The following is a 14,846-nucleotide window of genomic DNA, read 5'->3' as shown; positions in this document are numbered from 1 at the left end:
CATTAAAAATTAAATACGGGAGAAATAAGTCCGATAGCGACAAAACTATTTATCACATTAAAAAGAGCAAAACTCACCACAATAAGTCCAATTACCTTAAAAAATATACCTGATTTTATTTTTCCACTCTGTATTCCCCAGGGACTAAAACTAATAAGAGCAAGTATTGGTAAGGTACCCAATGCAAATGAAAACATAGTCAAACCTCCTTCTAAAAATGATTTCGTTGAAAGTGTATAAAACTGCATTGACTGTGTAAAACCACAAGGAAGAAAAAAAGTTATCATACCGACAAATAATGGAGTAATTGTGTATTTCATCTTCAAGATTCCTTGTGTTTTTTGTATAATAAATTTTGGCATTGTTGGCTGTAATCTCTTCATCCAAGGAGCTATCTCCAAAAGATTTATGCCCAGTATCAACATAACAAAACTTACTATAAAACTTATCATAAAACTCGCTACTTCACTTAGGGTAAACACAGACCCTATCGATCCAAGAACTCCTCCAAAAAGAAAGAAGGTTATTATTCTCCCGACATGAAACATAATCTGTGAACGCATCCAACCATTCCCTTTAGCAAAGGTAGCTGACAAAGAAAGAAGAAGCCCCCCAACAACAGCCATACAAGTTGATAATGAAGCCACGATACCAATCAAAAAAGCTGTACCGTAGGTAACTTTTTCAGCATGTATCATTTCAACAATTCCTATTTTTTGAAGAAATACAAACAAAAGAATACATCCCAAAGCGATAGGTATGGCAATTATAAAATCAGACCATTTTTTATTTTCATTCTGTTTTTCTGTGGAAAATGTATACTCGTGAGGCGCAAGTAATCTTGTAAATTCTTGTGCAATTTGTTCTAATGATTTATTTCCAAAATCGCCCTCAAATTCAACAGAATTATTTTTTAAATGCGATTTTACATACGTAATATTTGGAAGATTTCCTATCTCATTTTCAATCAAAAGTGTACAAGCATTGCAATGCATACCTCGAACATATAACGTATATTTTTTTTCTTGTTTAGTCATAAGAATTCATTCATTTTAATTTCATCGTCTTCAATCGAAGAGAATTAGTAACAACAGAAACACTACTTCCAGCCATAGCTAATCCTGCAAATATCGGATTAAGGATAATTCCCCATAAAGGGTAAAGAAGTCCCGCTGCAAGAGGTATGCCAATAATATTGTACATAAAAGCCCAGAAAAGATTCTGTTTTACTGTTCGCATCGTCATTTGAGATAATTGAATAGCTTGTGAAAGTTTCTGTATATCTCCGTGAAGTAAGGTGATATCCGCCGATTCAATAGCAATATCACTTCCTGTTGCCATCGCAATACCCACTTCTGATTGAACTAATGCTGGAGCATCATTAATACCATCTCCAACCATAACCACTCGCTTTCCCTGTAGTTGTAATTCTTTAATTTTATCCACTTTTTCCGTTGGTAAAACCCCTGCGATAACTGTTTTAATATTCACCTGTTTTGCTATTGAATTGGCTGTAAGATAGCTATCTCCTGTAAGCATAACAACTTCAATACCTCTCTTTTGTAACTGGGCAATAACCGTCTTTGCTTCGTGTTTCAAAGTATCCGCCAAGGCAAGAAGTCCTATCTTCTTATCATTAACTTCAACAACTATTACCGTTTTTCCCTTTTTCTGAAGTGATGTTATTTCTACATTATTTTTATCATTTTCATCTGGTCTTCGAACATAAACCCTCGCATCTTGTATATGAGCTTTAACACCAATTCCTTCAAGAGCTCTAAAATTCTCTACTTTTTTTAGATCAATTTTTCTTTCTTTTGCTTTTCGAACAATGGCTTGCGCAAGAGGATGCTCTGACGAATTTTCTACGCTTGCAACGCACTGTAAAATTGTTTCTTCTTTCCATTGAGAATCAAGAATAATAATATCCGTTACTTCTAATTTTCCTTTTGTGATGGTTCCCGTTTTATCAAAAACTATCGTATTTATTTTGCTCAAATTTTCCAAAGCTTCTGAATTTTTTATAAGAATACCTCGTTCTGCACCCTTTCCTATACCCACAATAATTGCCGTAGGGGTAGCGAGTCCTAATGCGCAAGGGCAAGCAATAACAAGAACACCTACAAAGGATAAAATTCCATAAGACAAAGCACTAGAAAAACCAAGTACCGTAGAACCAAATAACAACCAAATAAATAAAGTACTCAAAGAAATAATCAAAACTATAGGAACAAAAACACGAGAAATTTTATCTGCAAGATCCTGAATCGGTGCTCTTGATCCCTGAGCATCTTGGGTTATTTTAATAATCTGAGCTAAAAGCGTTTCCCTCCCAACCTTTGTTGCAATACACTTAAAAGCTCCTTGTTTATTTAGCGTAGCTCCAAAAATAAAATCTCCAATTTTTCTATCTACAAAAACAGACTCACCTGTTATCATTGATTCATCAATAGTTGATTGTCCCTCAATAATTTTTCCATCAACAGGAATTTTCATCCCGGGTTTCACCACCACCACATCACCGATTTGAACCTCTTCAATAGGAACTTCTATTTCTTTACCATTCTTCCAAAGCAATGCGGTTTTTGCCTGTAAATCAAGTAATTTCTCTATCGCTTCCCCTGTATGACGTTTCGATCGAAGTTCAAGATACTTACCGAAAATAACAAAGCCAATAACAACTATGGTTACATCAAAATAGGTATATTCAGGAAGCTTGAAAAAAATTTTAGCCTGAGGAAATAGAGTTATGATCATACTGTATATATAGGCAGTCATTGTTCCTATACCTACCAGAGTATCCATATTCGCAACTCGATAACGAACAAATCTTATAACTCCTTGTATAAAAGGTTGTCCTATCCAAAATAAAACAATAGTGGAGACAATCATCCCCATACTATTAAACAGTTCCATTGAAAAGGGAATATTGGGAATAAAAGAAAATAATTTTGCCCCAATATCCCAAATCATAAAAACAAATACCAGAATCGTAATAGGAAAAACGAATTGGACTTTTTCTTGCATCTCTAAAAGATTCTTTAATCCCTCATTTTTTGATGTTTTTTTATTCTTTTCTTTATCATATTGTTGATTCTCTTCGTATTCTTCAAAACGATATCCTATTTTTTCAATTTCTTCATTCATTTCATCAATTGAGATTTTTTTAGGATCAAATATAATCTTTGCTTTTTCCGTAACAAAATTAATTTCTATCCCTTCTACACCAGAAAGTTTCTTTATTTTTTTTGAAATAATAGCAGAGCAACTTGCGCAGTGCATTCCTTTTACTTGTATGTTCTTTTGTGTCATAGTGATATGTCAAAAAAATTAAATGCTATACCACTCTTTTCTCCAATCCTTGAAAATTTTAAGTGTCGTAGAAAGAAATACATCAACAACATCCGCATTATTTAATATTTCTGTTCTGCTTGATTTTTTCTTTACATCACTTGTCATAATAAAACCCGCTTCATGATGAGCGATGAGTGCATTAAGAAATCTTAAATCAAATTTTTCATCATACGTTCCCAAGTTTGAAACAACTGGATCGCGGACCGTTTTCTTATCGCCATACCATTGTTTTTTCCATTCATACAACTCTGCTATAGCGAGAGGTTCATCTGTAAGAACTTTTCCTGCTAACTCTTTCATTTCTTTTCGCTCTGTATATTTTAATGCTTGATTAGCCAAAAGCATCGCACCCCGATGATGCTCAATCATGGCATTTATATATCTCAAATCAAGCCAATGATCTGCCATACCTAGATCCATACTTGTTTTATCATACTTATTGAACTGATATTCTGGAGTAAAATAGAAGCCTATGCTCATACCCAAAAAAAGAGAGACAACTACACAACCAAGAACAATATATATTGAAACTTTCATACTCTATTTTCTTTTTAATTGATACACTTTTAAAATTTCCGCCTTAGCTTTGGCCTCTTCTCCATTTTGCATTTGTCTTATTACACAACTTTCAAGATGACCTTCCATTAATTTATCCTCAACAGCTGTAAGACCCTGTTTTACAGCGGAAGTTTGCGTTATAACATCAATACAATACGTTCCTTTTTGGATCATATCTTGTAGACCCCTAATTTGTCCTTCAATAATCTTAAGTCGACGAATAAGTTTTTCTTTCTCTATAGTCATAAAAATATTTTAATGTACTGCGCATTATAATACCCCCCTGGGGGTATGTCAAATAGGCAAAGAAAATTTTAAAAATAAAGAATTTTTTGAAAGTATTCCTATTTTTCTTTTTTTACTATTTATATCTTCCTCTATGCCTGTGGACTTTTTTCAAAAAAATATATAACCTTTAACTATATATTTCTAAAAAAACTTCTATGCATTTTTTTACATCTCTCAAAAAAAGTTTTTATAATAAAGAATTTTATAAAGAAGTTCCTCACCAGTCTTTTCTTAAAAGTTTAGCTTTTTTTTCAAAATCTATAGCACTTCTTTCTGTGTTAGTTTCTCTCATACTTATATCAGTTTTTTCATATTTTCTTTTCAATGGAACCGTTGACCGATTTATGGAAGAATCTCAAAAAATTTACCCCGATGAACTAGTTTTATTCATAAACAAAGGAGAAGTATCTCTCAATCAAAACGAGCCCTATGAAATACCTTTTTCAAATCCACTTCCTCAAGGGGAACAAAAAAATCCTCTGAAAAATATAGCAGTAATCGACACCAAAAATACCCCTACGATAGAATTATTTCGGGAGTACCAGACACTCATGATTGTTGGAAAAAATTCCATTGCTATCTACGATGACGGTCTTACATTCGAAACTGTCGAAATACCTTCTGAAATACAAATAACTATAGACCGTTTCTTGGTAGAGGAGCTCTTCGAAAAAGTTACTCATTTTTTAAAGAAAATAGGATTTCTCATCTTTCTAGTAGCTACCCCTCTTTTACTATTTTTCTTTTTATTTTTTGGAACTCTTTTCTATTTGCTTTTTGCTACGCTCTTCATCTGGCTCGTGGTGAAAATAAAAAACCTTCCCTATACCTATATCCAATCATACAAAATAGGAATGTATTTAATCACACTTCCCGAAGTACTTTTTCTTTTCAATGGAAAATTTGGTTTGTATATACCATTTTTAAGAACAATCGCACTCATCGCCCTTGCGGTAATAAATCTTGAAAATAAAGATTTTTCCTTTCTCCCTGAAAAAACTAACGAGAACGAAGAAAATCTAAAAAATGAAACAGGTGTCCAACCAGAAAAAGCGTAAGAATCCTGGTAGCATTAACTATCATTTTATTTTTACAGAAATATCCACAGCTTAAATTAAAAGCTTTTTTATCACGAAAAGACTTGCTCCAAAATAAAAGCTTAATACAAAAAATTAATGTCCAACTATTCTTTTTTTTCTTGGAAGAAATTTACTCATTTCAAAATACTTTCTGTTTTAAAAAATAATTATTGAATTCAAGATCTTCTTGACAACCTCTTTACTTCACTCTATCATAATACCTATACCACAGGTAATGGTATTATAATTTATTTATATATATCTCCATATGAATCAAAAAGAAAAAATATCAATCGCTCTTAAAAAAGCGAAAACCAGTCTTGAGAAAATTCTTATTCTTATTGAAGCTGAAGATCCTGATTGTTTCTCTGTTATTCAGCAAAATCTTTCCGTCATAGGACTTCTTAGGTCTGTAAATCTCTTAATGTTAGAAAGTCATATGGAACGTTCCTCAAAAAAATTACCCAGCTCCCAAACAAAACAATTTAAAATTTTTCAAAAAGAACTCCTTAAAATTATCCAAACTGCACAGAATAAATAAGCAAGAATCTTCACTTTACTGATATGAAAAAATATTTTTTGATAATTCTTTTTTTAACTTTTCTTTTTATTATTGGAGTATATTTTTCTTCACAAAAAGATGTTTTGGGAGCTATTCCTTTAGATCCCCAACCAGTACGAACAAGTACGGTGATTTCAAATTCTTTTCAACCAACAGAAAAATTTTCTGGAACTCTACAAGGCGCTCAACAAGTAGATATTGTTCCAAAAATAAATGGCTATGTACTTTCACTCAAAAAAGAACCTGGTGATGATGTAATCGCCGGAGAAGTTCTTGCTATTTTGGAAGGAGATGAATTTACTACTGAAAATAAAAATGCTTCAAATTTTCTTAATACCACCAAAACATCTTTCGAAGAAACGAAAAGATATTTTAACCAAAAAGTGGATGAAGCTGAAGCAAATCTCAAGAAAGTAAAAAATGATCGGGATAAGGGAAATGCAACGAGTAAGGATGTTCTTGTAGCAGAAGAATTGATAAATAGTGCCGAAAAACTTCGTGATTCTGAAATAGCTAGAGCTGAAGTTAGTGTTATTTCTGCACAAGGAAATTCTAATCTTGCAGAAGTTATGTCTGAAAATCTTTTTATTAAAGCTCCTTTTTCTGGAGTTATTATGGAAAAATTAGTATCTGTTGGATCGTTCACTTCTCCAAACACACCCCTTTATACAATAACCTCCCCCTCCCATATCGAGATAAGCGTTTCTGTTCCAGCTCGTATTGTAAACCAACTTTCAAAAGGATCTTCCGTTTCTATAGTTCCAGAAAATTCAAAAGACCATTTTCAAGGAATAGTTTCTTCTGTCTCCCCCACTATTCGAAAAAATACAGGAGAATCCCTTGTTCGTATTCAAATCAAAGAAAATATAAATTCTTCTTCTTTCCTCATTGGTCAATACGCTGAAGTATATTTCCCTCTCGAGCCAAAACGGGATGCTATTCTTATTCCCGAATCCGCAATAATTCATCAATATGATGATATGTTCGTTTTTATCTCTGAAGATGGGAAATCAAAAAAAAGATCTGTTATTTTAGGAGCGAATATGGGAGATAAAAGAGAAATTATTTCAGGTCTTTATCCTGGCGATCTTTTAATAATTGAAGGTATGCATGCTCTGTCTGAAAATATGAGTATCAAAGAAGGTCTATGAACAATAAAGAAGAAAAAGTGAATTTAAATGAAAATTCTCTCAGTTTAGCGGGAAAACTTACCCAAATATTTCTCAAAAATGGAAAGATATCCGCTCTTACGTTACTCATATTAGCACTCTGGGGAGGTCTTTCGTTTTTTCTCATGCCCAAACAATATAATCCGGAAATTGTCGCTCCGGCTTTTACCATTATTACAGATTTTCCTGGGTTCTCAGCACAAGAAACGCATAAACTTCTTACTCGTCATATAGAAGACTCTCTTGCGAATCTTCCAAATTTGGAAACTATTTCTTCTCAATCTTTTGCTGGTGGAAAAAGCATTGTTTTAGTACAATTTATTGTCGGATCTTCCCAAGAAGAGGCTATTCTCAAACTCTCACAGAAATTAAAGGATACACAAATCTCTCGTCCGCTTGGCGCTTCAGAACCTTATATTGAAGTTATTGATCCAGAAAATGTTCCCATCTTAGATATCGGACTTTCTTCTACAACTCTTTCAGAAACATCTCTTCGAAAAATTGCTATAGAAATTTCTGATGAGCTCAAACATACTCCGGGAATATCTAAAACGGAAATTAAGGGTGGTTATGTAAACCAATTACAAATTGAACTTAATGGTTCAGCGCTCGCTTCAAAAAATATCTCACTCACTCAAGTACTCAACACACTCAGTCAAGCGAATGGGTCATTTGCTATCAGTGCTATTGAGTCTGGAGAAAAGAATTCTATTGTTAGTATTTCTAGTTCTATTAGAGGGATAGAAGATCTTTCTAAAATTATCTTAAAAACAGAAAATAATACCTTTCTCCGTCTCGAAGATGTTGCTGATATCTCCTACAATCCTGGAGAAATAACTCATTTTGTACATCTTTCAGAGAAAGATAAAGCAAGTGTTCCAGTGGTGCACATAGCTCTTTCAAAAGGTAAGGGTGAAAATGCCACAACCGTTTCTCAAAATACTCTCACGCGATTAGAAGAACTCAAAGAAAACATAATTTCTAAAGATGTTAATGTTTTTGTATTACGTGACGAAGGTCATACTGCAAGTGAAGAAATTTTCAAACTTAGTTTTGATCTTATTAAGTCAATTATTATTGTTGCTGTTCTTCTTTTTCTTTTCTTAGGATTTCGCAATGCACTCATAACCTCCATTTCTATACCCTTAGTACTTTTGGTTGTTTTTGGAATTGGTCTTCTCGCTGGACAAACTATAAATCGAATAACTCTTTTCGCTCTTATCCTTTCCTTAGGACTCCTTGTTGATGATGCTATTGTCGTCATGGAAAATATTGCTCGCTATTTCCGTTTATACCCAAAGGAAAATAAAATTAAACTTATCGTGCGGGCTGTAAACGAAGTTGGGGGTGCTCTTACACTTTCTACTGTAACAATGGCACTTGCTTTTTTTCCAATGGCTTTTGTAACCGGAATGATGGGGCCTTACATGGGACCCATACCTTTCTTTGTTCCTGTCGCACTCTTTGCCTCACTACTACTTTCAGTCACACTTAATCCATTCTTAGCATTAATACTTCTTCCAAAAACAGAAAATCCTGAAACAAAAAAAGTAACCCTATTTTCAAAGCTATTAGAAAAAATTGAATTATTTTATGTAAGGACACTTTCTCATCTCTTACAAAATACAAAAAAACAAAAAATTACTCTCGGCCTCACATTACTATTTCTTATTGCCGTTCTCATCCTTCCCTTTACATCATTACTCCCTTTTCGAATGCTTCCTAAAGCCGACAAAGAACAGTTTTATATTTATCTCGATCTTCCGGATGAAACAACTATCAATATTACCCAAAAAACAACACAAGCTCTTGAGGAATCCCTTTTAAAAGAATCAGAAATTCTCTCTGTAGAAAGCTTTATTGGAACATCTCAAGTTATTGATTTTAATGGTCTCTTTAAAGGAAGTTCTGGACGAATTTATGAAAATCAAGCAACGCTCAAAATAAATCTTACCCCTCCCCATACAAGAAAAGATACATCTGAAACAATTGCCTTTCGTATTCGAAATAATTTTAATCCTTTAAAAAAGGAATATCCAAATGCCACACTTCGTATCATCGAGGATCCTCCGGGACCACCAGTTCTTTCTACTTTCCTTTTAAAAATAAAAGGTGAAGATGATACCATTCGAGAAGCTATCGCAAGGGATCTATTTGGAAAAATTACCCAAATTGATGGCATTGTGGATCAAGACACTTCCATTCCTGAACGGGGTATTTATAACACGTATCGCATCCAGTATGAAAAAGCACAATTACTTGGCATTAATCCAAAAGATATAACACAAGCCCTTCAAGTAGCATTTTCTGGTTCTTCTATAGGGTTTTATCATGAAACGGATCAAGATATTTTCAAAAAAGCAGAACAAGAAAATATCATAATTAGATTTGCCGAAGAATATAGAAATGAGAATCAAGATCTTAACCTTATAAAACTTCAAAGTAAATCTGGGGAAATCATTTCTCTCACCGAAGTTCTAGAAAAAACAAATGAACCCCTGGAAAAAACTATTCTTTCTGATGATCGTATAAAAACCACTTTTATTTCTGCTGAAATGGGAGATCGAAGCATTGTTTATGCAGTTCTTGACCTCTTTCCAGAACTTCTTCACTATGAACTTCCCACTAAAAATGGAAAGGTTATTTCATGGTCACCACTTCAAGTAACATATGAAGATCAAATTACCCATAAACAGTATCAAATTGAAATAGATGGGGAATGGAAGTTAACCATACAAGTCTTTCGTGATCTTGGTATTGTTATGGGTCTCGTCTTATTTCTTATTTTCTTTGTCCTAGCAACACGAACACAATCGCTCCTTATACCCATTCTTATTATGACAAGTATACCTCTCGGACTTCTTGGAATACTTCCGGGATTTGCTTTTCTTCATTTCTTTAAAGGAACGTATTTCAACGCCACTTCTATGATCGGTGTTATTGCACTGTCAGGTCTTTCAGTAAAAAATGCCATCATATTCCTTGAATATCTTGAACCTATGAAGCATGCTGGAAAAACCTTACAAGAAGCCCTTGTAGAAACTGGGCGTATTCGTTTACTTCCCATTTTACTCACCTCTCTCACGGCAATATTCGGATCTTTTACCATTGTAAGTGATCCTGTTTGGGAAGGTTTGGCTTGGGCACTTATTTTTGGACTCTCTGCATCAACATTTCTCACTCTTATCATTTTTCCTCTTCTCTATTTTATCTTTCAAAGAAAATATTGGAAATAATAATTCATCTTACTGAAAAAATATATGTCTCAGAAAAAAATCTACCACCTTGATACATCAAAATGGGAAATTGAACGTTTAGTCTTTCTTCTCGCAGGAATATTTATTGTTATATTTTCCCTTTTAGGATTTTTTGTACATCCCCATTATCATTATGGAGCTTTGTTTGTAGGTGGTATGCTTATATTTTTCTCTCTCACTGGCTATTGTCCCCTAGCAATACTTCTTGCTAAAAAAATAAATAAGTTTTAAATGTTTTCACACTCTCAATAGAGTAAAAACATAAAACTTTAAGTCTTTCTTAGTGTTCAAATATCCCTTAAAAAGTATAGCATTACGCACGTCTACACGTTTTTATTCAAAGAAATTTTCCAAAAAACCTCAAAATTATATCTGAAAATCTTTCTCTATTGTAAAGTTATCTTCCAACGATGTAGTGCTTGAGAATTTCTTTGTGAACTACCTATGTTAGTAGTGCTTGTTTTAAATTTCGCACAGTACGCATAGAAAGATCCATTTACTCTATGATTTTGAGAAGCATCCTCACTCACTACATTTCAAAAAAGTATTTTAAAAAAATTACATCAAGACTGTCCCCATTTTGCTGAAAGTAATTTTATGATTCTAAATTCATTTTCTAACCTTCTATTTCTACTTGAAAGCCCCCATAAGCCATTCGTTTCATATCAAAAGGCATTGCTATATCTTTATTTCCTTCCATCTGTTTACTCATTTCCTCCATCACCTTAGCGTTAACTTCGTCTCGATGTTTTTTAGATTTAAAAACTATAAATGAAAACCAAACCATCTCATCACTTTTTGCTCCAGTCATCTCAGTAAATGCGCGAGCTTTTTCATCTCCCTCTTCCTGTGAAATAAGATCTTCCCCCCGACATTCATAATATGAAAGAGCGCCAAATTTCATCCACATATCACGGCCACCCTCTGCCATTTTCTTGTATTCCTCAGATTTATCTTTTGAAACTACAAGCACGAATCCGTCTACATACTTTTCCATATTTTTATATATTTAAAATTACAAGATTAATACAATCAAACAGAATATTTTATAACACAAAAAATTATACAAAATACTTGTATGTAAGCTCTATTTATTCCAAGAATTGGGCACGACGAAATCTCTTTGCGGAACCGTAAAAACTCAAGGTAACCCCTTTTAGAACTATGAAATAGCATGAAATGCCTCAATATTTATGAAAATTTCTCCATTTCACCTAGGCAAGCTTCGGAATAGATGGGCGTGCCTCAAATACTATTAGCAACAAATCTAACATCACACCATTCATGACTCAGTACCAGCTTTGGCTACAATGAGGATTTCTATTTATATACTTTTATTGAATTTTATTGAATGTTGCCGTCACATTTTTCGGAGCATTCATTTGAAACGCACATGAATACAAACCAGAACAATTCCCACTCCAACCCGCAAAGACACTACCTGCCGCAGGGATTACTTTCAAAGAAACAGCGGTTTGATTCGTGTAGGATTTAGTGCAAGCCGAACCACAGTCAATACCAGCAGGATATGATGTTACTGTTCCTGACCCAGTACCAGCTTTAGATACGGTGAGTGTTTGTGTGGTTCCTGTAATAAAATTCGCTGTCACATTTCTTGCAAAATCCATTGAAACCGTACACTTGTACGAATAAGCAGAAAGACAAGGTCCACCACTCCAACTACCAAAGCTATTTCCCTGTGCAGGGACCGCTGTCAGAATAACTTTGATTCCTTTCTCATAATCTTTAGAACAGGTGGCACCACAATTAATACCAGCAGGTTCTGATGTTACCGTTCCTGAGCCGGTTTTGGATACTTTGAGGGTTTCTGTTTGTATTTTTGTATTAAATCTCGCCGTTACTTTTTTTCCAGCGTCCATCAAAACTCTACACGTACCCGTACCGGAACAAGCACCACCCCAACCCGCAAAGGTACTGCCCTGAGCAGGTGTTACTGTTAAAGTAACTCTGGTACCGTTCGCATAGGCCTTAGAACAGGTTGTGCCACAATTAATTCCCGAAGGATTTGATATTATCTTTCCCGCTCCAGCACCCACCTTGGCCACGATAAGAGTTTTAAGTGCAACTTCAGCAGTATCTGAAGATAGTAGATCAACATCTTCGGCATCTGAAGATAGTAAATCAACATCTGTAGCATCTGAAGGTGGCAAATCGATATTTGCAGCATCTGAAAATGGTAAGTCCATAGAGATTCTTGAGAAGCTCTCCGTTGTTGCTTTTTTTTGAATAAGAAGAATACTTCCAAGAAAAAAGCTTATGACAAGAAGAAGAGAAATGATTTGTATTTTAGAATCTTTTTTTTTTTTTTTTTTTTTTTTTTGAAAACATAGTTGTATGTTTTTTTAAGTTATAGTAGTAATGATACTCTTTTATTTAGGATGGTCAAGACTTTATAATTTTTCTCTATTGTAAAGTAATTTTCCAACGATGCAAATTTTGTTGATTTTTAGAACCACAAACACCCACTACACCTGAATAAAATTTCATACAATAGACATAAAATTCAGATCCCACGGAATGATTCGCTGTTCCTTGAGTACTTGCAATAGAACAATACTGATAACCACCATTAGTTCCTTGTTGACTTGCGGGTTCATCAGCAATTTTAGCTGATTGTTTCCAACTTACGCCATCAGTAGATTCATAAAGATTGACATTTGTATTACCACCAGAATATGAAAGTTTAGTTGTAACCATGTAATATTTGTTTTTCACTGTGCTGTACACCATCTGAGTATGGGAAATTCCTTGAAGTCCTAATTGGCTACTTAATCCACCCAAACCCGGTTGCGTCCATGTGCCATTATAATATTTTTTCCATATATTCGATCCGACATGCCCTGCTCTAGCTGAAGATATAACACTACTTAAATTTGCTCTTGCCACTGCAATAAAACCTGGGTAGTCATGAAAATATACATATAAATACCCATCTTTTACTATATAAGGAGCTCCTTGAATATTATCACCACTAACATCATTGTTACGAGATACTATTCGACCTAAATATTTCCAGGTATTTCCACTATCATTCGACCACGCTAAACCAATCCGAGTTAAACCAACTCCAGGAGTAAAGGTGCCTACATTTTCTTCATGCACTATTCCCAAAAGTTCAGCACCTTGAATTTGATACACACCCATCAACCATAAATTCACAACATCCGTCAAACTCGGATTGAATGTTGTGAAAAGGTTAGCTCCTACCGAAGTTGCGTTAGTACAAAAATAGCTAGAATTTCTCTGACACGTATCTTTAAACCAGGTTGGTGTCGCATAAGGATTATCCAAAGATCCCTTAAGTTGAGCATGTTTTATACCTCCAGAACAAACAAAATTTGATGCATACCAATAGATACCCCCAGGAACCATAACAAGTGGAGCATCAAGTTGTGTATTATAAAGTATGCCTTGCATTACGGAAGAATTATTCGAAACAATGGTAGCCGGAGAGACGGTGATAGAGCCTCCCGTGTTCGAACCCTTAAACGTAGCCGTTACATTACGAGCTCGTGTAAGAGATACAGAACACGTCTTACTTGCTCCTCTACAGTCTCCTGCCCATCCTTCAAAAGTATTTCCGCTTTGAGGTGAAGCTGTGAGTGTAACCTTTGTATTTTGAGGTAATGTTTTTGAACATGTTGTACCACAATTAATTCCAGAAGGATTTGATACTATTGTTCCTGCTCCAGTACCAGCTTTTGCTACAGTAAGAGTTTGTTGTCCCGTCACGCCTCCCTTAGCCTCCAGTGAAATTTGATCGAGGTCAAGATATGTCTGAACTGAAGTATAGGGCTTTGCAAGAAGATAAAATGAAATTGTTCGTGTATTCGGATGAAGTTTGAACCAATGACTTCCTGCATTGGCTGTGTATTCATGCCATGCCCATGAAGGAGTTCTCATTGCAGGTCCAGTCGGACTTTGAATTTCATTTCCATTCGCATCCTGTTCTTTAATACCAAAAATAATTAGGTCTATACCGCTACTACGGACGAAACCATTAACTCGTATCTCTGTAGCTCCTTGCGTGTTTATGCGTTCTGAATTTGTAATCCACATCCACGCACCGTCTTTTCCGATTGCATTCATTGCACGCAAATAGTAAGAACCATTCTTAGAACCCGTACTACTCATTGGGGCTTGCATACTCGCCAAGGTGAGACCGGAAATTCCAGCCTGTCCACCAGAATCCCAATCCTTAGGCTTACCATTTACAACTCGCTCCATATCACCATTTGAAAGTTTTATTGTTGGAGTAGCAGCATCTGAAAATGGTAAATCAAAAGAAATTCCTGAGAAGATATTCGATGTTGTTGTTTTTTGAATAAGAAGAATACTTCCAAGAAAAAAGCTTATGACAAGAAGAAGAGAAATGATTTGTATTTTAGAATCTTTTTTTTGTTTTTTTTTGTTTTTTTTGAAAACATAGTTGTGTGTTTTTTAGGTTATAGTAGTAATGATACTCTATGAATTCTTAGAACGCAATGTAAGTATAAACGTCTAAGCAAAAATTTTGATTCATGTTTATCTTGGAACTAAAAACAAAAATATTTAAAAT

General features: G+C 34.5%; 12 protein-coding genes. 5 read left to right on the top strand and 7 right to left on the bottom strand.

The features are described from left to right. Positions 1 to 2: 2 nt before the first annotated feature. The 4 genes from IPN70_03020 to IPN70_03005 are packed head-to-tail and all read right to left on the bottom strand — an operon-like array spanning position 3 to position 4,158. Positions 3 to 1,037, bottom strand: coding sequence for a sulfite exporter TauE/SafE family protein (locus IPN70_03020; protein QQS60839.1), 1,035 nt, complete (start codon positions 1,035 to 1,037; stop codon positions 3 to 5). A gap of 10 nt (positions 1,038 to 1,047) precedes the next feature. Then, positions 1,048 to 3,312 (bottom strand): cadmium-translocating P-type ATPase, encoded by a 2,265-nt coding sequence (gene cadA, locus IPN70_03015; protein ID QQS60838.1) that lies wholly within the window; start codon positions 3,310 to 3,312, stop codon positions 1,048 to 1,050. Between the two features lie 18 nt (positions 3,313 to 3,330). Further along, positions 3,331 to 3,891 (bottom strand): DUF305 domain-containing protein, encoded by a 561-nt coding sequence (locus IPN70_03010; protein QQS60837.1) that lies wholly within the window; start codon positions 3,889 to 3,891, stop codon positions 3,331 to 3,333. Positions 3,892 to 3,894: 3 nt separating this feature from the next. After that, positions 3,895 to 4,158 (bottom strand): metal-sensitive transcriptional regulator, encoded by a 264-nt coding sequence (locus IPN70_03005; GenBank protein ID QQS60836.1) that lies wholly within the window; start codon positions 4,156 to 4,158, stop codon positions 3,895 to 3,897. A gap of 197 nt (positions 4,159 to 4,355) precedes the next feature. On the opposite strand from IPN70_03005, the gene IPN70_03000 reads away from it, so the two are divergent. The 5 genes from IPN70_03000 to IPN70_02980 all read left to right on the top strand — a co-directional run bounded on the left by IPN70_03000 (position 4,356) and on the right by IPN70_02980 (position 10,498). Beyond that, positions 4,356 to 5,258 (top strand): DUF1189 family protein, encoded by a 903-nt coding sequence (locus tag IPN70_03000; GenBank protein QQS60835.1) that lies wholly within the window; start codon positions 4,356 to 4,358, stop codon positions 5,256 to 5,258. A gap of 289 nt (positions 5,259 to 5,547) precedes the next feature. After that, positions 5,548 to 5,820: a metal-sensing transcriptional repressor gene (locus tag IPN70_02995; GenBank protein QQS60834.1), complete on the top strand. Its 273-nt coding sequence runs from the start codon at positions 5,548 to 5,550 to the stop codon at positions 5,818 to 5,820. A 23-nt stretch (positions 5,821 to 5,843) separates the two neighbouring features. Next, a complete protein-coding gene (locus tag IPN70_02990) occupies positions 5,844 to 6,992 on the top strand; it encodes an efflux RND transporter periplasmic adaptor subunit (protein ID QQS60833.1) in 1,149 nt (382 codons plus the stop codon). Then, entirely contained in the window at positions 6,989 to 10,246 is a 3,258-nt protein-coding gene (locus IPN70_02985) for an efflux RND transporter permease subunit (GenBank protein QQS60832.1), read from the top strand. Before IPN70_02990 ends, IPN70_02985 begins: the two co-directional genes overlap by 4 nt. A 24-nt stretch (positions 10,247 to 10,270) precedes the next feature. Then, the gene (locus IPN70_02980; GenBank protein ID QQS60831.1) at positions 10,271 to 10,498 is read left to right on the top strand and encodes a DUF2892 domain-containing protein; all 228 of its coding nucleotides are present in this window, start codon (positions 10,271 to 10,273) and stop codon (positions 10,496 to 10,498) included. Between the two features lie 385 nt (positions 10,499 to 10,883). Here the strand turns inward: IPN70_02980 and IPN70_02975 are convergent, their stop codons facing one another. The 3 genes from IPN70_02975 to IPN70_02965 form a co-directional block, all read right to left on the bottom strand. Then, the gene (locus IPN70_02975; protein QQS60830.1) at positions 10,884 to 11,264 is read right to left on the bottom strand and encodes a DUF1428 domain-containing protein; all 381 of its coding nucleotides are present in this window, start codon (positions 11,262 to 11,264) and stop codon (positions 10,884 to 10,886) included. A gap of 337 nt (positions 11,265 to 11,601) precedes the next feature. Beyond that, positions 11,602 to 12,474 (bottom strand): hypothetical protein, encoded by an 873-nt coding sequence (locus tag IPN70_02970; protein ID QQS60829.1) that lies wholly within the window; start codon positions 12,472 to 12,474, stop codon positions 11,602 to 11,604. A 217-nt stretch (positions 12,475 to 12,691) separates the two neighbouring features. Further along, positions 12,692 to 14,515, bottom strand: coding sequence for a hypothetical protein (locus IPN70_02965; GenBank protein QQS60828.1), 1,824 nt, complete (start codon positions 14,513 to 14,515; stop codon positions 12,692 to 12,694). Positions 14,516 to 14,846 lie beyond the last annotated feature (331 nt).

Source organism: Candidatus Moraniibacteriota bacterium (assembly GCA_016699795.1).
Taxonomy (GTDB): domain Bacteria; phylum Patescibacteriota; class Minisyncoccia; order Moranbacterales.
The sequence above is the reverse complement of the archived record's forward strand: the minus strand, read 5'-3'. Positions and strand labels throughout refer to the sequence as shown.